General features: G+C 69.9%; 22 protein-coding genes. 5 read left to right on the top strand and 17 right to left on the bottom strand.

Annotated elements, in window-relative coordinates; genetic code table 11:
• Positions 1-19: 19 nt before the first annotated feature.
• Positions 20-1120 carry an RNA 3'-terminal phosphate cyclase gene (gene rtcA / locus VHAB30_RS00105; protein WP_159275409.1) on the top strand — a complete coding sequence of 367 codons (1101 nt, stop codon included), beginning with the start codon at positions 20-22 and terminating at the stop codon, positions 1118-1120.
• Here rtcA and VHAB30_RS00110 read toward each other — a convergent pair whose 3' ends face one another.
• The gene (locus VHAB30_RS00110) at positions 1121-1480 is read right to left on the bottom strand and encodes an alpha/beta hydrolase (RefSeq protein WP_159275410.1); all 360 of its coding nucleotides are present in this window, start codon (positions 1478-1480) and stop codon (positions 1121-1123) included.
• A gap of 117 nt (positions 1481-1597) precedes the next feature.
• Positions 1598-3256: an adenylate/guanylate cyclase domain-containing protein gene (locus VHAB30_RS00115; RefSeq protein WP_159275411.1), complete on the bottom strand. Its 1659-nt coding sequence runs from the start codon at positions 3254-3256 to the stop codon at positions 1598-1600.
• A 55-nt stretch (positions 3257-3311) separates the two neighbouring features.
• Here VHAB30_RS00115 and VHAB30_RS00120 point away from each other — a divergent pair, with 55 nt between their 5' ends.
• Positions 3312-4025, top strand: coding sequence for a Crp/Fnr family transcriptional regulator (locus VHAB30_RS00120; protein ID WP_235926357.1), 714 nt, complete (start codon positions 3312-3314; stop codon positions 4023-4025).
• 1 nt (position 4026) lies between these two features.
• Here VHAB30_RS00120 and VHAB30_RS00125 read toward each other — a convergent pair whose 3' ends face one another.
• The 4 genes from VHAB30_RS00125 to VHAB30_RS00140 form a co-directional block, all read right to left on the bottom strand.
• A complete protein-coding gene (locus VHAB30_RS00125; protein ID WP_062479555.1) occupies positions 4027-4500 on the bottom strand; it encodes a DoxX family protein in 474 nt (157 codons plus the stop codon).
• A gap of 139 nt (positions 4501-4639) precedes the next feature.
• Positions 4640-5644 carry a tripartite tricarboxylate transporter substrate-binding protein gene (locus tag VHAB30_RS00130; RefSeq protein ID WP_159275413.1) on the bottom strand — a complete coding sequence of 335 codons (1005 nt, stop codon included), beginning with the start codon at positions 5642-5644 and terminating at the stop codon, positions 4640-4642.
• Between the two features lie 49 nt (positions 5645-5693).
• The gene (locus tag VHAB30_RS00135) at positions 5694-7103 is read right to left on the bottom strand and encodes an amidase family protein (RefSeq protein ID WP_159275414.1); all 1410 of its coding nucleotides are present in this window, start codon (positions 7101-7103) and stop codon (positions 5694-5696) included.
• A gap of 121 nt (positions 7104-7224) precedes the next feature.
• Entirely contained in the window at positions 7225-8007 is a 783-nt protein-coding gene (locus VHAB30_RS00140; protein WP_070061946.1) for a FadR/GntR family transcriptional regulator, read from the bottom strand.
• Positions 8008-8182: 175 nt separating this feature from the next.
• On the opposite strand from VHAB30_RS00140, the gene VHAB30_RS00145 reads away from it, so the two are divergent.
• Entirely contained in the window at positions 8183-8941 is a 759-nt protein-coding gene (locus tag VHAB30_RS00145) for a sulfite exporter TauE/SafE family protein (protein ID WP_159275415.1), read from the top strand.
• A gap of 7 nt (positions 8942-8948) precedes the next feature.
• Here VHAB30_RS00145 and VHAB30_RS00150 read toward each other — a convergent pair whose 3' ends face one another.
• The 5 genes from VHAB30_RS00150 to VHAB30_RS00170 all read right to left on the bottom strand — a co-directional run bounded on the left by VHAB30_RS00150 (position 8949) and on the right by VHAB30_RS00170 (position 12394).
• Complete coding sequence (locus VHAB30_RS00150) at positions 8949-9311, bottom strand: DUF1428 domain-containing protein (protein ID WP_062479540.1); 363 nt, start codon at positions 9309-9311, stop codon at positions 8949-8951.
• Between the two features lie 70 nt (positions 9312-9381).
• The gene (locus VHAB30_RS00155; protein WP_159275416.1) at positions 9382-10857 is read right to left on the bottom strand and encodes a DHA2 family efflux MFS transporter permease subunit; all 1476 of its coding nucleotides are present in this window, start codon (positions 10855-10857) and stop codon (positions 9382-9384) included.
• Positions 10858-10909: 52 nt separating this feature from the next.
• Positions 10910-11329, bottom strand: coding sequence for a VOC family protein (locus VHAB30_RS00160; RefSeq protein ID WP_159275417.1), 420 nt, complete (start codon positions 11327-11329; stop codon positions 10910-10912).
• 47 nt (positions 11330-11376) lie between these two features.
• On the bottom strand, positions 11377-11904 hold the full coding sequence (locus VHAB30_RS00165; protein ID WP_062479532.1) for an SRPBCC family protein: 528 nt from the start codon (positions 11902-11904) through the stop codon (positions 11377-11379).
• Positions 11905-11950: 46 nt separating this feature from the next.
• Entirely contained in the window at positions 11951-12394 is a 444-nt protein-coding gene (locus tag VHAB30_RS00170; protein ID WP_139699950.1) for a VOC family protein, read from the bottom strand.
• Between the two features lie 121 nt (positions 12395-12515).
• Here VHAB30_RS00170 and VHAB30_RS00175 point away from each other — a divergent pair, with 121 nt between their 5' ends.
• On the top strand, positions 12516-13169 hold the full coding sequence (locus tag VHAB30_RS00175; RefSeq protein ID WP_095951005.1) for a TetR/AcrR family transcriptional regulator: 654 nt from the start codon (positions 12516-12518) through the stop codon (positions 13167-13169).
• A gap of 24 nt (positions 13170-13193) precedes the next feature.
• Here the strand turns inward: VHAB30_RS00175 and VHAB30_RS00180 are convergent, their stop codons facing one another.
• The 6 genes from VHAB30_RS00180 to VHAB30_RS00205 all read right to left on the bottom strand — a co-directional run bounded on the left by VHAB30_RS00180 (position 13194) and on the right by VHAB30_RS00205 (position 19997).
• The gene (locus tag VHAB30_RS00180) at positions 13194-13685 is read right to left on the bottom strand and encodes a MarR family winged helix-turn-helix transcriptional regulator (RefSeq protein ID WP_070061951.1); all 492 of its coding nucleotides are present in this window, start codon (positions 13683-13685) and stop codon (positions 13194-13196) included.
• A gap of 36 nt (positions 13686-13721) precedes the next feature.
• Complete coding sequence (locus VHAB30_RS00185; RefSeq protein ID WP_159275418.1) at positions 13722-15461, bottom strand: acyl-CoA dehydrogenase family protein; 1740 nt, start codon at positions 15459-15461, stop codon at positions 13722-13724.
• Between the two features lie 5 nt (positions 15462-15466).
• Complete coding sequence (locus tag VHAB30_RS00190; protein WP_159275419.1) at positions 15467-16459, bottom strand: Bug family tripartite tricarboxylate transporter substrate binding protein; 993 nt, start codon at positions 16457-16459, stop codon at positions 15467-15469.
• A 34-nt stretch (positions 16460-16493) separates the two neighbouring features.
• Positions 16494-17258: an SDR family NAD(P)-dependent oxidoreductase gene (locus VHAB30_RS00195; protein ID WP_159275420.1), complete on the bottom strand. Its 765-nt coding sequence runs from the start codon at positions 17256-17258 to the stop codon at positions 16494-16496.
• Between the two features lie 20 nt (positions 17259-17278).
• Positions 17279-19132 (bottom strand): feruloyl-CoA synthase, encoded by a 1854-nt coding sequence (locus VHAB30_RS00200; RefSeq protein ID WP_159275421.1) that lies wholly within the window; start codon positions 19130-19132, stop codon positions 17279-17281.
• Positions 19133-19223: 91 nt separating this feature from the next.
• Positions 19224-19997 carry a crotonase/enoyl-CoA hydratase family protein gene (locus tag VHAB30_RS00205; protein WP_062479508.1) on the bottom strand — a complete coding sequence of 258 codons (774 nt, stop codon included), beginning with the start codon at positions 19995-19997 and terminating at the stop codon, positions 19224-19226.
• A gap of 104 nt (positions 19998-20101) precedes the next feature.
• Here VHAB30_RS00205 and VHAB30_RS00210 point away from each other — a divergent pair, with 104 nt between their 5' ends.
• Entirely contained in the window at positions 20102-20977 is an 876-nt protein-coding gene (locus tag VHAB30_RS00210) for an amidohydrolase family protein (RefSeq protein WP_062479505.1), read from the top strand.
• Position 20978: the final 1 nt, after the last annotated feature.

Here is a 20978-nt window from a genome sequence, read left to right on the forward strand (position 1 = left end):
AGAGAGAAAGACTTTCCCGATGACGGAAGCACAAGAAGAACAACGAGCACTCGATGCCGTCGAACTCGACGGCTCCCAAGGCGAAGGCGGTGGCCAGATCCTGCGCACCGGCCTAGCGCTGTCGATGGTCACGGGCCGGCCGCTGGCCATCGCGAAGATCCGCGCGGGCCGGGCCAAGCCGGGCCTGATGCGCCAGCACCTGGCGTGCGTGCACGCGGCGGCGCAGATCAGCGGCGCGCAGGTCGATGGCGCCGAGCTGGGTTCGCAGTCGCTGCGCTTCGTGCCGGGGCCGGTGCGCGCGGGCGACTACCGCTTTGCGATCGCCGGTGCGGGCAGCTGCATGCTGGTGCTGCAGACCGTGCTGCCGCCGCTGCTGCTGCAACCCGCGGGTCAGGTGAGCCGGCTGCGGCTGAGCGGTGGCACGCACAACCCGATGGCGCCGCCGTTCCACTTCCTGGAGCGCGCGTTCGCGCCGCTGGTGCGTCGCCTCGGCGGCGACCTGCAGCTCGTGCTGCGCCGTTGCGGCTTCTACCCGGCCGGCGGCGGCGAGGTGGACGCGACGATCGTGCCGGCGGCGGAAGGTGCGCGGCTGCAGGCCTTCGACCTGCTGTCGCGTGGTGAGCTGCGCGCGGGCCATGCGGAGTGCCTGGCGCCCGGCCTGCCGCGCCATGTGGCGGCGCGCGAACTCGAAACGGTGGGGGCGGCGATGGGCTGGTCGGCGCAGGCCGAGCAACTGCGCACGGTGCCGACGCGCCAGAACGAAGGTCCGGGCAATGCACTGCTGGTGACGCTCGCCTACGCGCACCTCACCGAGGTGTTCACGGCCTTCGGCGAGAAGACGCTGAGCGCGGAGCAGGTGGCGCACGGCCTCGTGAAGGAAGTGCGTGCCTTCCAGAAGCACGAGGACGCGGCCGTGGGGCCGCACCTGGCCGATCAGCTGGCGCTGCTGCTGGCGCTGGCGGTGTTCCGGCAACCGGGGCAGTCGGGCGCGTTCACCTGCAGCGAAGTGACCCCGCACACGCGCACGAACTGCGCGGTGATCGAGCGCTTCCTGCCGGTGCGCTTCACGATCACCGAAGCTGCAGGCCCGCGCGCGGCGCGGGTGCAGGTGGCGTCGTGATTACAGGCCGGCCTGGCGCGTGAAGCTCACGGCCGGCTTCTTGTAGGCGGAGGGCACTTCGTCGCGGTAGAAGGCGCGGCGGTCCAGGCTTTGCAGCGGGTTGTGGGCAGCGGCCACGGCCTGGTCGCGCACGGCCTGGCGGTCGAGCGTGGAGGTCACGGCGACGGTGCCTTCGGCGGCGGCGTCGGAGTATTCGTTGCCATTGCGCGCGGCGGCGACGGCCTGGGTGCGCACGTCGGCACGGCTGGCGGCCGAGGTGATGGCGTGCACGCCTTCGTAGGTTTCGGCGTGGGCCGCACCGATGGTGCCCAGCAGGGCGAAGGCGGCGGCGGAAATGGCGAGGAGTTGCTTGCTGTTCATGATGAGATTTCCCTTGAGTCTGTGGGCGGCGGACAGTCGTCGTTGCCACAAGCTGCAGTGTGAAACCGCATCACGGAAGGCGCTGTGCGTTTGCGCACCGAATCCGGCAGGTGATGCTCAGGCCGCTTTTGCGGCGCGTGAATACATCACGGCCAGCGGTTCGGAGCGCCCGCGCACGTTCAGCGTGTCGACCGGGCCCAGCGATTCTTCGGCGCCGGCCTGTTGCGCCGCGAACTGCGAGACCACGAGCCGCGCCGAAGCGGTCTTCGAATGGTCCTGCAGGCGGCTTGCGGTGTTGACCACTTCGCCGATGGCGGTGAAGGTGGTGGTCTCGAGGTAGCCGACCTCGCCGACGGCCGCGCGCCCGGCGTGCAGGCCCATGCCGAAGTCCAGGTGCTGGCCGAACTGGGCCTGGAAGTCGACGTTCCATGCGTCCATGCGTTCGCCGATGAGCTGGGTGGCGTGCAGGGCCTGCCGGCAGGCGGTGGGCAGGTCGCTCTCCAGGCCGAAGATGGCCATCACGCTGTCGCCGATGAACTGGTTGGGCACGCCGCCGCTCTCGCGCACGGCAGCACCGACGATGGCGAAGTAGCGGTCGAGCACGTAGGCCAGGTCGAAGGGCCACTGCCGTTCCGACAGGCCCGACCAGCGCCGCAGGTCGACGAACAAAATCGCCACGTCGCGCTCGTGCCCGAAGCGGCCGACCGGCGCGGGCCGGCCTTCGCGCGGCAGCGGCGCGAACAGCGGCGTCACCTCGATGCTGCCGCGCGGGCGCAGCTGGCAGGCCAGCCGCACGTCGTGCGGGGCGCGCACGCGTTCGAGCGTGCGCTGCTCGTCACGTCCCGGCGTGCCGATGTGTTCGGGCGCGCCGCCCACGCGCACGCGGCAGGTGGAGCAGCGCGCGCGCCCGCCGCAGATCGACACATGCGCGATGCCGTGCGAGCGGCTGGCTTCGAGCACGCTCCAGCCGGGCGGCACGTGCACGGTGCGGTCGGGGTAGCGCAGCGCCACGGTGGCGCCACGCGCGCGTCGGGCCAGACGGCTGCGCGCCGCGTAGGCCGCGAGCAGGGCCAGCAGCGCCAAGGCGTAATAGAGCTTGATGTTGGTCTCGGCGGTGTTGAGCGCGCGGCCCTGTTCGGGCGTCGGCAGCACGACGGGCGGCACGCCGGTCCACTGGAACTCGCGCCCCATCGAGACGAAGCCCATCGCGGCGGTGACCGGCAGCAGCACGGCCACGGCGAGCAGCGGCGCGAACAGGCGCCGGTAGAGCGGGCGCACGCGCAGCGCGAAGTGCAGGCCGAGGCAGCCGTGGGCCCAGGCGGCGAGCATCATGCCCAGCTGCGCGCCCGCGCCGGCCAGGTCCCACAGGCCCCAGACCACGCGCACGTACGAACCCTCGATGCCGTAGGCCAGCCAGGCGCCGCGCATGGCGGTGAGGTGGGTGGCCAGCAGCAGCGGCAGCGCAAAGCCCAGCAGCACGCGCAGGGCTTCGAGCGGCGGCATGCGCAGGGTGCGGCGTTCCCACAGGGCGGCCACGGCGAGCACGAGGTGGGTGAGGGCGGCGCCGTACAGCAGCAGCGTGCCGGGCAGGCTGTGCCAGAACTTCTGCACGCCGCGCAGCACGGTCTCGGCCGCGGCGAAGGAGACGATGCCCAGCGAATGGTTCAGCAGGTGCGCCGTGATGTAGGCCATCAGCACCAGCCCGCTCGCCCAGCGGAGGTTGCGCCGTGTCGGCGTTCTCAGCAAAAAAGGGGAAGGAGGGGAACGTCTGTCCATGAACGGGTTCGAAGCGGCACCCGAGCATAATGCGCGCGCTTCGATGACCACCGGCATGGCCCTACCCGAACCCACCCCCCGCTCCAGCCTCGCGCTGCGCCGCATCGCGCTGCTCGAAGGCCTCTCCGACGACCGCTTCGACCATCTGGCACGCCAGTGCCTGTGGCACAGCGTGGCGGCCGGCAAGCCGCTGATGCTGCGCGCCGACCTGCAGGGCGAGGTGTTCCTGCTGGTGTCGGGCCGCGTGCGCGTGACGACCTACGCGGCCAACGGCCGGCAGGTGACCTTCCGCGATTCGGAGGCCGGCGCGCATTTCGGCGACATTGCGGCGCTCGACGGCGGCCCGCGTTCGGCCGACGTGGTCACGCTCGAACCCTGCGTGGTTGCCAGCCTGGACCGCGCCGCCTTCCTGACGCTGCTGCGCGAGGAGCCGCTGGTGGCCGAGCGCGTGATGCAGCGGCTGGCCGCGCTGGTGCGGCAGCTGTCGGAACGGGTGATCGACCTGAGTACGCTGGGCGTGCAGAACCGCCTGCATGCCGAGCTGCTGCGCCTGGCGCGCGAGGCGGGCATCGACGGCAACGAGGCCCGGCTGGAGCCCGCGCCCAAGCACGCGGCGCTGGCCAGCCAGATCAGCACCAACCGCGAGCAGGTGACCCGCGAACTCAACACGCTGGTGCGCGGCGGCGTGCTGCGCAAGGACGGCAAGGCGCTGGTGGTGGCCGATGCCGAGCGCCTGGCGCTGATGGTGTCGCAGGTGCGCGGGGACTAGATCAGTTCCAGCGGCCGTTCGGGCCGGCCACGCTGTAGCGGCCGGCGCCCATCAGGGCCACGCTCAGCGCGCCGAACAGGTACAGGCCCTGCAGTTCCAGCGCCCAGCCGCCCTGCTTGGTCAGCGCGAACAGGTCGGCCATGTGCACGAGGCCGAAGGCGAAGAGCATGTTGATCACCACCACGGCGGCGGCGGCGCGCGTCCACAGGCCCGCGATCATCAGGAGCGGCGCGACGATCTCGCCCACAAACACGAGGTAGGCCAGCCCGCCCGGCAGGCCGGCCTTGGCCAGCATGCCGCTGATGAAGCCGACGCCGGCCGAGAGCTTGAAGATGCCGTGCAGCAGCATCAGCACGCCGACCGACACGCGCAGCACCAGCTTGCCGGCGTCGTCGCGGGCGGCGGGCGTGGCAAGGAACGACGAGGAGGAAGACGCCGAAGCGGCGGAGGCGATCGGGGCAGCCTGGGTGTTCATGGCGAATCCTTGAGTGGAAGAAAAAAGGAAGAAGGCCGCTGCGGACTGCGGCGGTTGCCATGCCAGTGTGAGAGCCCCGCCGCCGCCGGTCGGTGCGTTTACGCACACTTTTCGGCGGTTGGGTCGCTGCCGCCGGGCCTCAGTCGCCCTTGTAGCCCGAGGCCTTGATCACCGGCAGCCAGCGTGCGGCCAGCGCGTCGGTGTAGCGCACCACCTCTTCGGTCGAGGCGCCAGGCAGCAGGTCGTAGCCCACGCGGCCGAGCTTTTCGCGCACGTCGGGCAGGGCCAGCACCTTGCGCACGGCCCGGTTCCACTGCGCCAGCGTGGCGGGCGCGGTGTTGGCGTGGGCGTACAGCACGTAGCGCGACGAGGCCACCAGCGTCGGGTAGCCCGACTCGGCGAAGGTCGGCACGTCGGGCAGGCCGTCGGCGCGCTTGTCGCCGGCCACGGCCAGCACGCGCAGCTTGCCTGCGCGGTGGTACTCGGTGAGGGTGGTGGTGGCGTCCATGCCCGAGGCCACCTGGCCGCCGATCAGCTCGGTGACCATGGCCGCGCCGCCGCGGTAGGGCACCAGGGTGGCACCGCTGCGCGACAGGGCCACGAAGTCCATCGCCAGGAAGTGCAGCAGCGAGCCCACGGTGGTGATGCCGATCGAGCCCTGGTCGGGGTTGGCCTTGGCGGCCTGGACGAATTGGGCCAGCGTTTTCACCGGCGAGGCGGCGCTCACGGCCAGGCCGAACTGGATGCCGCTCACGTCGGTCACGGGCTTGAAGTCGGTGGCCGGGTTGAAGCGCATGTTGGCGTAGATGGCGGGGCCGATGAACATCGGGTCGACCGGCGCCAGCAGCATGGTGGTGCCGTCGGCGGGGCTGTTCTTCAGCACCTCGGCCGCCAGCCGCGTGCCGGCGCCGGGGCGGTTGTCGACCATCACCGGGCGGCCGAGCTCGTCCTTGAGCTTTTCGGACAGCAGCCGGCCCATGAAGTCGGCCGGGCCGCCGGCCGGGAAGGGCACGATCAGGCGGTTGACCGCCGGCTGCGCGTTCGCGCCGTACGGCAGCAGGCCGCCCAGGCCCGTGGCCGCTGCCGCGCGGATGAGGCCGCGCCGCGAGAGCGCGGGGCCGGTGGGGAAAGTGAAGGGGGTCATCGAAAGTCTCCGGGTGGTTGGAATCGTTGGAAGAGCGGGAAAAGGAAGATCACTGCGCGACCAGCGGCGTGAAGCGGGCCGCGTCCTCGATCGCCTGGCCGGCCTCGAGCAGCAGGTCTTCGCGGAAGCGCCAGGCGAGCAGCTGCACGCCCATGGGCGCGCTGCCGGCCATGCCGGTGGGCACCGCGAGGCCGGGCATGCCCAGCGCGGCGGTCGCGAGCAGCGGGCTCTGGGCGTCGATGAGGGCGCGCGCGCGCTCCAGGCTGGCGACGTCTTCGTCCTGCGGGCAGGGGCGCTGCCATGACACGGGCATCAGCACCAGCGGATGGGTCTGCATGAACACCGACCAGCTGCGCAGCAGCGCCTGGCGCCGCGCGAGCGCGTCGAGAAAACCGTCGCGGTCGGTCTCGGCCATGCCTTCGAGCAGGTAGCGCTGGCTGCGCCGCATGAGGTCGTCGCCGTGCTGCTCGACGCCCGCGATGATGTTGCGGCGGGTGTCGTCCACGATCAGCGTGCGCCACAGGGCCGCAGCCTCGCCGAAGCAGGGCAGCTCGGCTTCGTCGACCGCGTAGCCCGCCTGCTGCAGCCAGCGCGCGGCGTCGTCCAGCGCCTGCGTGACGGCCGGGTCGACCGGGATGCCCGGCGCGCGCTTGAACAGCGCCACGCGGATCGGGCCGGTGGGGCGCGGCAGCTCGTGCGGCACCGGTACCCAGTTCGGGTCGCGCGCGTCGGGGCGTGCCATGGCCTCGTAGCCCAGTCGCAGGTCGGCGATGCTGCGCGCCAGCGGCCCCTGCACCGACATGAGCTGCGGCGTGATGCCGCGCTCGCTCGTGGCGCTCGGGTTGAAGGCCGGCACGCGGCCGGCGGTGGGGCGCAGGCCGGCCACGCCGCAGGCGTACGCGGGGTAGCGGATCGAGCCGCCGATGTCGTTGCCGTGCGCCAGCGCGCCCATGCCGGCGGCCACCGCCGCGGCCGCGCCGCCGCTGGAGCCGCCGGGGGTGATGGCCGCGTCCCACGGGTTCAGCGTGCGGCCGTGCACGCCGTTGTCGGTGAACCAGCGCGACGAGTAGGTCGCGGTGTTGCTGCGCCCCACGATGACGGCGCCCGCGCTGCGCCAGTGCGCCACCACCGGCGCGTCTTCGCGGGCGATGTGGTCCTTGAGCGGGATCACGCCGTTGGTGGTGGCGTGGCCGGCCTGGTCGACGTTGACCTTGATGCTCACCGGCACGCCGTGCAGCGGGCCCAGTGCTTCGCCGCGCAGGGTGCGGGCGTCGGCCGCGTCGGCGCTGGCCAGGGCTTCGTCGGCCAGCACTTCGGCCAGGGCATTGAGGCGCGGGTTGAGTTCGGCGATGCGCGCGAGCACGCTGGTCGTCACTTCGCGGCAGGACAGCTCGCGGCGGCGCACGGCACCGGCGAGGTCGGTGGCGCTGCGCTGCCAGAGGGCGGGGGATGCGGTCATGGGAGGTCTCGAGCAAAGTTCAGGCAAAGGAAACCCCGCACCCCGGCGCGACCGGGGTGAAGGCAAGAGAGAGCAGGGAAGAAGGCGGCGGCGACGCGGATCAGCGCGCGCCGCGCGGGCGTCAGCCGGTCGGTTTCTTCATGAGCAGGCTGCCGCGGTCGACGCGGGATTCGGCCTCCAGGGCCAGGGCTTCGGCGTGTTCCATGTGCACGCGCATGACCTCGCGCGCACGCGCGGGGTCGCGGGCGCGCAGCGCGTCGAGCAGTTCGGTGTGGCTGTCGACGATCTCCTCGTCGAACTGGTCGAACTCCGTGAGCGCGTTGCGCACGATGATCACGCGGCGGATCACGTCGTTGAGCAGGCGGCACACCAGCGCCAGGAAGGGGCTGCTGCAGGCCTCGGCCAGGCGGTCATGGAACAGCAGGTCGGCCTCGCGGCGCTCGTTCCAGTCGGCGCTGCCGCCGTGCGCCGGGTGGCTGTGGCCGATCAGCGCCTCCAGCGCGGCCAGGTCGGCCTCGGTGAGGCGCGTGGCCACGTTGGCGGCCAGCTCGGGCTCGACCACGCGCCGCAGCGCGTACAGCATCGTGATGTCGACCGGCTGGAAGTACAGGAAGTTCGACACCGCCTGCAGGCACTGCTCGTACGAGGCCTGCGTGAGCGTGGCGCCGCCGTTGGGGCCGGTGCTGATCGCCACCAGCCCCTGCACCTGCAGCGCGGCCAGCGCCTCGCGCACCGTGCCGCGCGACACGCCGAGCTGTTCGATCAGCTCTTTCTCCTGCGGCAGCTTGTTGCCGACCTGTTGCTGGGTCTGCACGACCCAGCGCTTGATGTTGTCGACCACCTGGTCGGAACGCTTCACGCGCTTGTCGCGCGTGAGCGAAGGCTTGGGTTGGGAAGGGGGCATCTGCGTTTCGGGTATTTATGATCATAAATGTCATAAATCTCGAAAACACTGTCAAGCGGGTTGTCCCGCGAGGCGCGGCCGGGGCGGGCCGTCGGCAGGAAACCGGGCTTCCTGCTACGCTCCCGGACGGCCCGCCTGCCCCTGGCGGGCTTTTTTCTGCGCTGCTGGTTTCCCCATGGTTTTTCCCCTCATCACCGACCCGTCGTTCTACGCGGTCGCCGTCCCCGCCGTGCTGCTGCTCGGCATCAGCAAGAGCGGCTTCGGCGCCGGGTTCGGGTCGCTGGCCGTGCCGATGATGGCGCTGGCCGTCACCGTGCCGCAGGCGGCGGCGATCCTGATGCCGCTGCTGCTGCTCATGGACCTGCTCGGCCTGGCCGCGTTCCGGCGCGACTTCGACCGCTCGCTGCTCAAGTTCCTGGTTCTGTTCGGGCTGGTCGGCACGGTGATCGGCACGCTGCTGTTTCGCGTGCTCTCGGCCCACACGGTGGCGGGCATCGTGGGCGTGTTCACGCTGGTGTTCCTGGCGCAGCGCCTGCTGTTTCCGCCCAAGCCCAACGACCCGCTGCCGTCGCGCGCGGTGGGCGCGGTGCTGACGACCGTGTCGGGCTTCACCAGCTTCATCGCGCATGCGGGCGGGCCGCCGATCAATGCCTACGTGATCCCGCTGAAGCTCAAGCCCGTGGTGTTCACGGCGACCATGGCCTACTTCTTCTTCGTGGTGAATCTCAGCAAGTGGATTCCCTACGCGTGGCTCGGCCTGCTCGACTTTCGCACGCTGGCCACCTCGCTCGTGCTGATGCCGATCGCACCGCTGGGCGTGTGGATCGGCATCCGCATTGCACGCCGCATCGATGCGACTTGGTTCTATCGCTTCGTCTATCTGGGCATGCTGTTGACAGGCCTGAAGCTTGTCTACGACGGCTTTTTGGCCTGAGAAAACATCAGAGCTCGACGATCGATTTGAAGCCGCCGAAGATCATGCGTTTGCCGTCGAACGGCAGGTTCTTCATGTCCATCATGGCCTCCAGGCGCGGGTCGGCCATGACCTTCTTGTTGATCGTGTCGCGGTGCTTGCGCGACTTGTAGGTGATCCACGAGAAGGCCACGGTCTCGTCGGCCTTGAGCTTCACGCTCTGGGGGAACGACGTGAGCTTGCCGGGCTTCACGTCGTCGGCGATGCACTCCACGTACTCGAGCGCGCCGTACTCCATCCAGACCTTGCCGGCCTTGCGCGCCAGCTTGCGGTAGGCCTCGACGTTCTTGGTGGGAATGGCGACGATGAATCCGTCTACATAACGAGCCATGTCTGTTCTCCTGAATAGGGGATAGAAACGTTGAAAAAGAAAAAGCGGGGGCTGCATGGCGCCGTCGCGTTCACGGCGACGCTGTCTTGCCCGCCGCGCCCGGGGCCGACGCTGCTTCGTTGTTGTTCTGGGTGTGTCCCGGCGCGGCCGGGCGAAGCAGCAGGACCCCGATCAGACCCGCCGCCGCCGCGAACACGGCGCCGACCAGGAATGCCAGGTTGTAGCCACCGGTGAGCGCCAGCGGCGTCTGCGCGCCGGCGGTGGCCATGGCCGTGGTGCGTGCCGCCGCGGCGCTGGCCAGCACGGCCAGGCCCAGGGCGCCGCCCATCATGAAGGCGGTGTTGACCACGCCCGAGGCCAGGCCCGAGTCGGCCGGGTCGACCTCGCTCATGGCCGCCAGCAGCACCGGGTTGAAGGCCATGCCCGCGCCCAGGCCCAGCAGCACCATGCCGGGCAGCACGTCGAGCACGAAGCTGCCGTTGACCGGTGCGCGCGCGAACAGCGCCAGCCCGAGGGCCGCGAGCCACAGCCCCGCCGCCAGCGGCTTGCGGATGCCGAAGCGCATCACGATCTTTGCGGAGAGGCCGAGCGAGAACACCGCCATGATCACGTTGGCCGGCAGGAAGGCCAGCCCGATCTGCATCGGCGTGTACTGCAGCACCAGCTGCATGTACAGCGCCGAGATGAAGAACCACGCGAACATGGCCGCGGCCCACAGCACGCCCACCACGTTGGCCACCGACACGCTGCGCAGCCTGAACAGGCCCAGCGGCATCAGCGGATGCTGCACGCGCGCCTCGATGGCGATGAAGGCCACCAGCAGCACCACGGCCGCGCCGAGCAGGCCCATCGTCTGCGTGGAGCCCCAGCCCGCCTCGTTGCCGTTGACCACGCCGTACACCGCGAGCATCAGCGACGAGGTGACGGTGATGGCGCCGGCCACGTCGAGCTTCTCGCCGTGCGCATGGCCGCGCGCGTTGGGCAGCAGCGCCACGCACAGCGCGTACACCGCCACGCCGATCGGCAGGTTGACCAGGAAGATCCAGTGCCAGCTCAGCGTGCTCGTGAGCAGGCCGCCCAGCAGCACGCCGATGCTGCCGCCGCCCGCGCACACGAAGCCGTACACGCCCATCGCCTTGGCGCGGTCGGCCGGCTCGGTGAACAGGTTCATGATCAGCGAGAGCGCCACGGCCGACACCACCGCGCCGCCCAGGCCCTGCACCGCGCGCGCCGCCACCAGCAGGCCCTGCGAGGTCGAGACCCCGCAGGCCAGCGAGGCCAGCGTGAACAGCACCAGGCCCGCGAGGAACACGCGGCGGTGGCCGTACAGGTCGCCCAGCCGACCGCCCAGCAGCAGGAAGCCGCCGAAGGTCAGCATGTAGGCGTTCACCACCCAGACCAGAGACGTCTCGGAAAAGCCGAGGTCGGTGCGGATCGAAGGCAACGCCACGTTCACGATCGTGGTGTCCAGCACGATCATCAGCACGCCCAGGCACAGCACCATCAGGGCGAGCCAGCGCTTTCGGTTGTCGAGGGTTTCGGTCATGGAAGGTGCTTCCTGCGAAGAAGGGAAAAAGTAGAGAGAGGCGGCTCCGTGCTCAGACCAGCGCCTTGCCGCCGTTGATGAGCCACGGCGTGCCGAAGCGGTCGGTCACCATGCCGAAGCCTTCGACCCAGAAGGTCTTCTCGAAAGGCATGCCGACCGAGCCGCCGTCGGCGAAGGCGTCGAAGATGCGCCGCGCCTCGGCCACGGTGTCGAGCGTGAGCGCCACGCCGAAGCCCTTCATGCCTTCGAAGGGCTGGCCCGGCATGGTGTCGGAGGCCATGAGGATGCCGTCGCCGTAGGTGAGCGACGCATGCATGATCCGCTTCTTGGCCTCGGCCGGCATCTGCTCGGTGTCGGGCGCTTCGCCGACGGTCATCATCATCTGCATGGTGCCGCGCAGCGTCTTTTCGTAGAAGCGCATGGCCTCGGCGGCGTTGCCGTCGAACGTGAGGTAAGCGTTGATGGGGGACATGAGAGTTCCTTGAATGATTGAGGTGAGTCGATGAGGGGAGGAGGCGTTTACTTTTCGGTTGCGCTCTTCAGATTGGCCAGGCCCGCCTCGAAGTCCTTGCCGATCATCTGATCCATGTCGAAGAAGATGCCCATGAGCTTGGCCATGTAGGGGCTCGGGCCGTACATGGCCCAGGTGACCTGCGTGGCGCCGCCCTGCGGCTGCAGCGTGAACTCGGCCGTGTTGTGGCCTTCGAAAGGCTTCACGAAATCGAGCTTGATCGCAACCTTCGACGCCGGCTGCGACTCGGTGATTTCCATCGTGCCCGCGCCCGCCTTGCTGTTGCCTTCCCAGGCGTAGGTCGCGCCCTTGCCGCTGGCGGCGCCGCCGTAGCTGCGCTTCATGGCCGGGTCGAGCTTCTCGTAGGGCGACCACGCGCTCCAGCGGTGGAAGTCGTCGATCAGCGGAAAGATCTTTTCGGCCGGCGCCTCGATGCGCGTGGTGCGCTCGACGCGGAAGCTGTCGGGTCGCGTGGCGCCGTAGATGAGCAGCGCGGCAATCAGCGCGAGAACGGCGAGGACGATGGTCTTGAGCATGATGAAGAAAAGCGAGTGGGAAGAGTGAAGAACGAGCCCCCGCGCATCACGCGGCGGCCGGGTCCGCCACCAGCAGCCAGCCCACGCCGAAGCGGTCGCTGAGCATGCCGAAGCTGGTGGTGAAGAAGGTCGGGATCAGCGGCTGCATCACCTGGCCGCCGTCGGCCAGTGCGTCGAACCACTTGCGGGCGTCGGCGTCGCTGTCGGCCGACAGCGACAGCATGATTCCCTTGAACTCGGCCTGGCCGGAGCAACGTCCGTCGGACAGCATGAGCTCGGTCTGGCCGATGCGCAAGACCGAATGCATCACTTTGTCAGGGCCGGGCATGCCGCCGGCGCAGCCGGCGTCGGGGTTGCCCTCGGGGCCGCCGGTGGCCGGCGCCTCGCTGTAGCGCATCAGCTGCACGACTTCGGCGCCGAGCGCCTTCTTGTAGAAGGCAATCGCTTCGTCGCAACGACCTTCGAAGGACAGGTAAGACTGGACTTTCATGGCGTTTCCTTTCGGTTGGTTCACGGGCACAACGGGTCTGCGCGAAAACAATGGAATTACTTTGTGTACACCGTCCACAAAGAATAGCAGAGATAATGGACGGTGTCCACATGGAGTCGCGATGAAGCTCAACAACGTTCCCGAAAGCCTGCCGCCCGCGCGCAGCACCTACCGCCACGGCGACCTGCGCCGTGCGCTGCTGGATGCGGGCATCGAACTGGCGCGGGACGGCGGCCCCAGTGCCGTGGTGCTGCGCGAGGCCACGCGCCGCGTGGGCGTGGTGCCGAACGCGGCGTATCGCCACTTCGCCAGCCGGCACGACCTGCTGCTGGCGGTGCGCGCCGCGGCGCTGTCGGAGGCGGCCAAGGCGATGGAGGGCGAGCTCGCCGTGCTGCCCTGCGACCAGCCGCCCGCCGACTTCGCGCGCGCCCAGGTGCGCGCCATCGGCACCGCTTATCTGCGCTTTGCGCAGGCGCAGCCGGGGCTGTTTCGCACGGCCTTCGTGGTCTCGGAAGACGCGCAGGGCGACGTCGGTCCCGACGGCGCGGGCGCCAGCGGCATGAACCCGTTCGAGTTGCTGGGCGCGGCCGTCGACCGGCTCGTGGACGCGGGCCTGCTCGACCCGGCGCGGCGCCCGGGCGCCGAATACCTCGCGTGGTCGGCGGTGCACGGGCTGGCGTTGCTCATCATCGACGGCCCGCTGCGCGGGGTCGACGCGGCGGCCACGCATGCACTTGGGCAGCGCCTCATCGACATGGTGGAACGCGGCCTGTAGCCGCAGCGTCGCCGCGCTCCGGTCTCAGAGATAGATCTTCTGCAGCAGCTTGATGAGCGTCTCGCGCTCGCGCGTGCTGAGGCGGCTGCTGGCTTCGGTTTCCAGTTGCACCACGGCCTGCTCGGCCTCGCGGATCAGCGTCTCGCCGGCCGGCGTGAGGTGCAGGCCGACGGCGCGACCGTCGTGCGGGTGCGGGCGGCGTTCGATGAGGCCGCGGCCATCGAGCGTGGCCACCAGGCTCACGAGGTTGGGCGGCAGGATGTCCAGCGTGTTGCACAGCTGCCGCGAGGTGGCGCCCGGGTTGTGCGCCAGCAGCGAGAGCACCGAGAAGTCGATCTGCTTGAGGCCGTAGGGCGCCATGCGGTCCGCGAACACGGTGCTCACGATCAGCCAGGCGCGCCGGGCGTTGTAGCCGACCAGCCCTTCGAGCACGCGGGCGTCGAGCCGGTCCGTACGGGGCGACGGCAGGGCGGCGGATTCGGTCTTGGCGGACGGTGTTTTCGCGGGAGGAGGCATGCGGCGAGCGTAACCGCGCGTTGCTTTCTCGAACAACTAGCGTGACGCCTCTTGTGCGGAATGCGCCAGTGCGACACCCTCACAAGCCCGCTTGACGATGCCCAGGCGCATCTCGAACTCGGGCAGCACCCAGCGCCGGAAGGCCGCCGCGGCGCGCAGGCGATCCGCATCGTCGGGCGCGGCCACCTCGATGCGGGCCCAGGCCCACGCCATCAGCGTGAGCGCCGTCACGCGCAGGAAGTCGTCCGCCACCTCGTACGGCAGCACGGGGTTGGCGTGCGCCGCCATCGCCACCGTGGTGCCCAGGTAGCGCAGCTGCGCCAGCCGGCGCTGCACGTCGGCATCGGCCTCGCGCGAAGCGTCGAGCGTGTCGCGCAGCTCGAGCAGCACGGTCGACAGCGCCGCGCCGCCGTCGGGCAGCACCTTGCGCACCAGCAGGTCGATGGCCTGGATCTCGTTGGTGCCCTCGTAGATCATGGTCACGCGCGCGTCGCGCACCACCTGCTCGACGCCCCATTCGCGCACGTAGCCGTGGCCGCCGAACACCTGCAGGCAGTCGCTCGCGCCGTGGAAGGCCTGGTGCGTGCAGGCGGCCTTGAGCACCGGTGTGACGAGCGAACACCAGCGCTGCGCGCGCTCGCGGGCCTTGGGGTCGGCGTCGTGCGTGGCGATGTCGAGCATCAGCGCGCTGCGGTAGGCCAGCGCGCGCGAGCCCTCGATCCAGGCGCGCTGGGTGTCGAGGATGCGGCGCACGGCCGGGTGCTCGGCGATCAGGTCGGCTGCCTCGCTGCCGCGGCTGGCGGGCGCGGCGCCGGGCGCGCGCATCTGGCGGCGCTCGGCGGCATAGGCGTCGGCCTTCTGCCAGGCGGCGTCGAGCAGGCCGATGCCCTGCAGCGCCACGTGCAGGCGCGCCGCATTCATCATCACGAACATCGCGGCCAGCCCGCGACCGGGTTCGCCGACCAGCCAGCCGGTGGCGTCGTCGAAGCGCATGGTGCAGGTCGGGCTGCCGTGCAGGCCCATCTTTTCTTCGATGCGCTCGCAGTGCACTGTGTTGCGCGCACTGTCGGGCAGCACCTTGGGCACGAGCGCCAATGACAGGCCCTTGGGCCCCGCCGGTGCATCGGGCAGGCGGCACAGCACGAGGTGCACGATGTTCGGCGTGAGGTCGTGCTCGCCGCCTGAAATGAAGATCTTGCCGCCGTTCACGCGCACGCTGCCGTCGGCCTGCGCCGTGGCGCGCGTGCGCACCTGGCCGAGGTCGCTGCCGGCGTGGGCTTCGGTGAGGCACATGGTCGCGAGCCATTCGCCGGTCGCGATCTTCTGCAAATAGCGCGCCTTCAATTCGTCGCTGCCGTGGTGCTTGAGGCAGGCGTACGCGCCGTGCAGCAGCCCCGGCGCCATGGTGAAGCCGTGGTTCGCGGCGCTGAGCCATTCGTAGAGGATGGCTTCGAGCACCGCGGGCAGGCCCTGTCCGCCGTCTTCGGTGGCGGCGGAGAGCGCCGGCCAGCCGCCGTCCACGAAGGCCTGGTAGGCCGCGCGAAAGCCCGGTGGCGTGACGACCTCGCCGCCGTCGAAGCGGCAACCCACCTCGTCGCCCTCGCGGTTCAGCGGTGCGATCACCTCGCCGACGAAGCGTGCGGCTTCTTCGAGCACCTGCGACTGCAGCGGCTCGTCGACCTCCGCGAAGGGCGCGAGTGCGCGCAGGCGCGTGGGTGCATCGAGCACCGCGTTCAACAGGAAGCGAGCGTCTTCGGGGCGAGGCTGGTAGTGCATGGGGTTCAGGACTCGGCGGTGAAGCCGATCTTCTTGACCAGCGGGCCCCAGCGCTCGTACTCGGACTGCAGCGACTTCTTCATCTCCTCGGGCGAGGAGCCGTGCGCGATCAGGCCGACCGACAGCAGGCCGTCGGCCACGGCCTTGTCCTTCAGCGCGGCCTGGATCGCGGTGCTCGCGACGGCGATGGTCGCGGCCGACGTCTTCGCCGGTGCGAAGAAACCGAACCACTCGTCGGCCACGATCTCGGGGAAGCCCTGCTCGGTGAAAGTGGGCACGTCGGGCAGGTAGGCGGGGCGTTGCGCGCCCGAGGTGGCGAGCACGCGCAGCTTGCCGGCCTTGGCGAACGGCAGGCAATCGCCGGCCGGCGTCAGGCACGAGGCGATCTGGCCGCCCACCACGTCATTGATGCCGGGCAGCGAGCCGCGGTAGGGCACGTGGCGCAGGTCGGTGCCGGTGCTCAGGCCCAGCAGCGCGCCCAGGAAGTGCGGCGTGGAGCCCGCGCCCGGCGAGCCGTAGCTGGCCTGGCCGGGGTTGGCCTTGGCCCAGGCGATGTAGTCCTTCAGCGTCTTCACGCTGGCCGGCACCATCGGGCCGACGGCCAGGCCGTGCGTCATCACGGCGCCGATGGAGATGGGCGCGAAGTCGGGGATGGCGTAGCTGAGCTTGGTGTAGATGTGCGGGTAGATCGACAGCGCCGAGGCTTGCGCGAGGCACAGCACCGCGCCGTCGGCCGGCGAGGTCTTGAGCGTGTCGAGCGCGATGCGCCCGCCCGCGCCGGGCTTGTTCTCGACCACCGGGTTGGTGGCGGTGAAGGGCGTGTTGCCCAGCTTGTCGGCCACGCGGCGGGCCACGCTGTCGCCTGCGCTGCCGGCCGGGAAGCCGTAGTAGATCTTCACCTGCTGCTGCACCGCTTGGGCGAGTGCGGCAAGGGGATGCAATGCGGCGAGTGCGGCGGTGCCGCCGAGCGCCGCCGTGAATTGGCGTCGGGTGGTCATGGTCTCGTCTCCTGGTTGTCTGCGGGGGCGGGAATCAGCGCGGCGCCATTCGGAGGGCGCCGTCGAGGCGAATCACTTCGCCGTTCAAATGGCCGTTGGTGACGATGTGGCAGGCCAGCTCGGCAAATTCCGAGGGCTTGCCCAGGCGCGGCGGGAACGGGATCGACGCGGCCAGCGAGTGCTGCACCGGCTCGGGCAGTTCCAGCAGCAGCGGCGTGGCGAAGAGGCCGGGCGCCACGGTGCACACGCGGATGGCGTGCTGTGCGAGGTCGCGCGCCATCGGCAGGGTCATGCCGACGAGGCCGCCCTTCGACGCGCTGTAGGCCTGCTGGCCCACCTGGCCGTCGAAGGCCGCGACCGAGGCGGTGAAGAGCATCACGCCCTTCTCGCCGTTGTCGAGCGCGTCGAGCTTCGCGCAGCGCGCCGCGAACAGGCGCGCCATGTTGTAGCCACCGATGAGGTTGATGTTGACCACGCGCACGAAGTCTTCGAGCGGCGCCGGGTTGCCGTCCTTGCCGACGATGCGCTTGGCGCTGCCGATGCCGGCGACGTTCATCAGGATGCGGGCGGGGCCGTGTGCGGCGGCTGCCTTGTCGAGCGCGGCGTTCACGCTGTCGGTGTCGGTGATGTCGCAGGTGCAGGCGACGCCGCCGATCTCTGCGGCCACTTTCTCTGCGAGTGCGGCATTGCGGTCGAGCACCGCGACCTTGGCGCCCAGGCGCGCGAGTTCGCGCGCGGTGGCCTCGCCGAGGCCCGAGGCGCCGCCGGTGACGAGTGCGGCTTGTCCTTCGATCTTCATGGTGTGTCTCCTGAATGGGGTTAGCGGGGCTTGAGCGTGAAAGGCAGCGTGTCGGCGTGCAGCGCGTCGGCCAGCGCGGCGCGGTGCTTGAGCACGGCGCGCTGGTTGATGGAGCCCTTGTCAGTCACTTCGCCCTTGTCGATCGACGGCGGCTCGGCCATCAGGTGCAGCCGCGCGATGCGGTTGGCGCTGCCGGTGGCGCCGGCCGCGAGCGTGTCCACCACCTGCTGGAAGTGCGCCTGCACGGGTGCGCTTTCGAGCACCTGCTGCAGCGGGGCGTCGGCAGGCAGGTCGGCGAGCTGACGCACCTTCTGCGTCGGGAAGATCAGCGCACCGACTTCCTTCAGGTTGATGCCCGTGAGCACCGCGTCCTGCACGTAGGGCGAGCCGGCCGCGATGATCTTCGCGCGCAGCGGGCCCACGCTCACGAAGGTGCCGGTGGCGAGCTTGAAGTCTTCGGCGATGCGGCCGTCGAAGCGCAGGCCGCGGTGGATGTCGCGGTCGTCGATCCACTTCACCGCGTCGCCGGTGGAGAAGAAGCCTTCGTCGTCGAAGGCCTCGGCCGTGGCCTCGGGCGCGCGCCAGTAGCCGGGCGTGATGTTGGGGCCGCGGTAGCGCACCTCGGTCTTGCCGTCGACCTCGATCAGCTTGAGCTCGATGCCGGCGGCCGGCAGGCCCACGTCGCCCGACTTCACGTCGGGGCCGGTCACGTACAGCGCGAAGGGGCCCGACTCGGTCATGCCCAGGCCGGTGCCCATCACGATGCGCTCGCCGACTTCCGACTCCTGCGTGCGGTGCAGGCTGTCCCACACGGGCTGCGCGAGCGCCGCGCCCGAGTAGAAGAACATCTTCACGCGCGACAGCAGGTTGCGGCGCAGCACGGCGTCGCTTTCCATCGCGTTGGCAATCGCCTCGAAGCCGGTGGGCACGTTGAAGTAGATGGTGGGCGCGATCTCGCGCAGGTTGCGCAGCGTCTCGGCCATGCCGGCGGGCGTGGGCTTGCCGTCGTCGATGAACAGCGTGCCGCCGTTGTCCAGCACGATGCCCACGTTGTGGTTGCCACCGAAGGTGTGGTTCCAGGGCAGCCAGTCGACCAGCACGGGCGGCTCGTCGCCCAGCGCGGGAATCGACTGGCGCAGCTGCTGCTGGTTGGCGCACCACATGCGGTGCGTGTTGATCACCGCCTTGGGCATCTTGGTCGAGCCCGAGGTGAAGAGGAACTTGGTGATGGTGTCGGGGCCGGTGGCCTGCATCGCCGCGTCGATGGCGGGCGTGGCCGGCGTGGCGGCGAGCACGTCGAAGCGCGTGGTGGCGCGGCCTTCGAGCGTGCCTTCGGCGAGCACGACCTCGGTGCCGGCCGGCACGGTGGCCGCGATGGCCTTGGCGAAGCGCGCGGCGTCGGCCGCGAACACCAGGCCGGGCGTGAGCGTGTCGATGACGTGGCGCAGCTTGTCGTAGTCCTGGCTCACGATCGCATAGGGCGGCGACACGGGGCAGTAGGGCACGCCCGCGTAGAGGCAGCCCAGCGCGAGCAGCGCGTGTTCGATGCCGTTCTCGCTCAGGATCACGACCGGGCGCTCGGCATTCAGGCCGCGATCGAGCAGGGCTTGTCCGATACCGCGCGCTTCTTCCAGCGCCTGCGCATAGCTCACGCGCAGCCAGTCGCCGGTGCGGCCGTCGGGCAGGCGCTCGCGGCGCGCGATGAAGGTGCGATCGGGCGCGACCTGCGCCCAGTGCGCGAGCCGGTCGGTCATGCGCTCGCGGTAGGCCTGCAGCGGCGTCTCGGCCGTGAGGTAGCGCGTGCCCGGCGCGCCGTCGCGCAGCACCGCGCGCGTCACGCCGAAGGCCAGCGGGCGGTAGCGGACGGCGGTCATTTGGATACCTCCCCCATGCTTCGCCACTGCGTGGCTTCGCACACCCCCTCCCAAGGGAGGGGGCGAGCGCCTTCGGGCGGCCGAGCGGCGCTCATCCCTTGCTCACTTTCGCGCCGCGGCCTTCGAGGAAGTCGCGCACGCGTGCCTTCGCCTCGGGCGCGGCCTGGACGATGCCCGACATCAGCGCCTCGGTGAAGAAACCGTGGTCGGCCGATTGCTCGGAGATGCGCGGCAGGGCGTGCATCAGCGCGTAGTTGGTGAGCGGCGCGTTGGTGGCGATGCGCTTGGCAAGCTCCAGGGCCTTGTCGAAGGCGGTGCCTTCGTCGACCAGGTACTGCGCGAAGTTGGCGCGCTCGCCGTCTTCGGCGTTGTAGACGCGGCCGGTCATCATCATGTCGGTCATGCGGGCCACGCCGATCAGCTTGGGGATGCGCACCGAACCGCCGCCGCCCACGAAGATGCCGCGCGAGCCTTCGGGCAGCGCGTAGAAGGTGGAGCGGTCGGCCACGCGGATGTGGCAGGCGCTGGCCAGCTCGAGCCCGCCGCCGACCACCGCGCCGTGCAGCGCCGCCACCACCGGCACCGGGCCGTGCTGGATCAGGTCGAGCGCGCTGTGCCACAGGCGCGAGTGCTGCATGCCCTGGCCGGCGTCGCGTTCCTTGAGCTCGCTCAGGTCCAGGCCGGCGCAGAAATGCGGGCCCTCGCCGTCGAGCACGGCCGCGCGCACCGTGGCGGGCAGCGTCTCGAAGGTGTCGCGCAGCGCGAGGATCAGGCCGTCGGACAGCGCGTTGCGCTTGGCGCCGCGCGTGAGACGAACGATGGCGACGTCGTCGCGGATGTCGAGGTGGAGGTCTGGATTGGTCATGATGGTGTGCGGGGTTGCGTTGGATTATGGTTATGAGAAATAATCAATTCAAGGCATTGGAGCCTCCCGAAACCTAGGGACTTACCCGAACCGGAGACAACGACATGGACCCACGGAACCTGATCGCGATCGACATCCACACCCACGCCGAAGTGAGTTGCTGGAACCCTTTCGACAACTACGGCGAGGAATACGACCGCGCGGCCGACAAGTTCTTCGGCTCGAACCGCCGCCCCACCATCGCCGAGAGCGTGGCGTACTACCGTGAAAGGAAGATCGGGCTGGTGATGTTCATGGTCGACGCCGAGTCGAACATGGGCCGCCGGCGCATCCCGAACGAGGAGATCGCCGAGGCGGCGCAGCAGAACAGCGACATCATGATTGCCTTCGGCAGCGTCGATCCGCACAAGGGAAAGATGGGTGCGCGCGAGGCGCGCCGGCTCATCGAGGAACACGGCGTGAAGGGCTTCAAGTTCCACCCGACCGTGCAGGGCTACCACCCCTACGACCGCATGGCCTGGCCGATCTACGAGGTGATCGCCGAGTACAAGCTGCCGGCCATCTTCCACACCGGCCACAGCGGCATCGGCTCGGGCATGCGCTGCGGCGGCGGCCTGCGGCTGGAGTACAGCAACCCGATGCACCTGGACGACGTGGCCATCGACTTCCCCGACATGCAGATCGTCATGGCCCACCCCAGCTTCCCCTGGCAGGACGAGGCGCTCAGCGTGGCCACGCACAAGCCCAACGTGTGGATCGACCTGTCGGGCTGGAGCCCCAAGTACTTTCCGAAGCAGCTGGTGCAGTACGCCAACACGCTGCTGAAAGACCGCGTGCTGTTCGGCAGCGACTACCCGCTGATCACGCCCGACCGCTGGATGAAGGACTTCGAGGCCGCCGGCTTCAAGCCCGAGGTGATGCCCGGCATCCTCAAGGACAACGCGGTGCGCCTGCTGGGGCTCGGAACCCCGGCGGCCTGAG

This window comes from Variovorax boronicumulans, assembly GCF_009811375.1.
Classification (GTDB): domain Bacteria; phylum Pseudomonadota; class Gammaproteobacteria; order Burkholderiales; family Burkholderiaceae_C; genus Variovorax; species Variovorax boronicumulans.

Bases quoted from the DNA above. Each gene is read 5' to 3' on its own strand.
- rtcA (WP_159275409.1), top strand. From the start codon at position 20: ATGACGGAAGCACAAGAAGAACAACGAGCACTCGATGCCGTCGAACTC.
- VHAB30_RS00110 (WP_159275410.1), bottom strand. From the start codon at position 1,480: ATGAACAGCAAGCAACTCCTCGCCATTTCCGCCGCCGCCTTCGCCCTG.
- VHAB30_RS00115 (WP_159275411.1), bottom strand. From the start codon at position 3,256: ATGGACAGACGTTCCCCTCCTTCCCCTTTTTTGCTGAGAACGCCGACA.
- VHAB30_RS00120 (WP_235926357.1), top strand. From the start codon at position 3,312: ATGGCCCTACCCGAACCCACCCCCCGCTCCAGCCTCGCGCTGCGCCGC.
- VHAB30_RS00125 (WP_062479555.1), bottom strand. From the start codon at position 4,500: ATGAACACCCAGGCTGCCCCGATCGCCTCCGCCGCTTCGGCGTCTTCC.
- VHAB30_RS00130 (WP_159275413.1), bottom strand. From the start codon at position 5,644: ATGACCCCCTTCACTTTCCCCACCGGCCCCGCGCTCTCGCGGCGCGGC.
- VHAB30_RS00135 (WP_159275414.1), bottom strand. From the start codon at position 7,103: ATGACCGCATCCCCCGCCCTCTGGCAGCGCAGCGCCACCGACCTCGCC.
- VHAB30_RS00140 (WP_070061946.1), bottom strand. From the start codon at position 8,007: ATGCCCCCTTCCCAACCCAAGCCTTCGCTCACGCGCGACAAGCGCGTG.
- VHAB30_RS00145 (WP_159275415.1), top strand. From the start codon at position 8,183: ATGGTTTTTCCCCTCATCACCGACCCGTCGTTCTACGCGGTCGCCGTC.
- VHAB30_RS00150 (WP_062479540.1), bottom strand. From the start codon at position 9,311: ATGGCTCGTTATGTAGACGGATTCATCGTCGCCATTCCCACCAAGAAC.
- VHAB30_RS00155 (WP_159275416.1), bottom strand. From the start codon at position 10,857: ATGACCGAAACCCTCGACAACCGAAAGCGCTGGCTCGCCCTGATGGTG.
- VHAB30_RS00160 (WP_159275417.1), bottom strand. From the start codon at position 11,329: ATGTCCCCCATCAACGCTTACCTCACGTTCGACGGCAACGCCGCCGAG.
- VHAB30_RS00165 (WP_062479532.1), bottom strand. From the start codon at position 11,904: ATGCTCAAGACCATCGTCCTCGCCGTTCTCGCGCTGATTGCCGCGCTG.
- VHAB30_RS00170 (WP_139699950.1), bottom strand. From the start codon at position 12,394: ATGAAAGTCCAGTCTTACCTGTCCTTCGAAGGTCGTTGCGACGAAGCG.
- VHAB30_RS00175 (WP_095951005.1), top strand. From the start codon at position 12,516: ATGAAGCTCAACAACGTTCCCGAAAGCCTGCCGCCCGCGCGCAGCACC.
- VHAB30_RS00180 (WP_070061951.1), bottom strand. From the start codon at position 13,685: ATGCCTCCTCCCGCGAAAACACCGTCCGCCAAGACCGAATCCGCCGCC.
- VHAB30_RS00185 (WP_159275418.1), bottom strand. From the start codon at position 15,461: ATGCACTACCAGCCTCGCCCCGAAGACGCTCGCTTCCTGTTGAACGCG.
- VHAB30_RS00190 (WP_159275419.1), bottom strand. From the start codon at position 16,459: ATGACCACCCGACGCCAATTCACGGCGGCGCTCGGCGGCACCGCCGCA.
- VHAB30_RS00195 (WP_159275420.1), bottom strand. From the start codon at position 17,258: ATGAAGATCGAAGGACAAGCCGCACTCGTCACCGGCGGCGCCTCGGGC.
- VHAB30_RS00200 (WP_159275421.1), bottom strand. From the start codon at position 19,132: ATGACCGCCGTCCGCTACCGCCCGCTGGCCTTCGGCGTGACGCGCGCG.
- VHAB30_RS00205 (WP_062479508.1), bottom strand. From the start codon at position 19,997: ATGACCAATCCAGACCTCCACCTCGACATCCGCGACGACGTCGCCATC.
- VHAB30_RS00210 (WP_062479505.1), top strand. From the start codon at position 20,102: ATGGACCCACGGAACCTGATCGCGATCGACATCCACACCCACGCCGAA.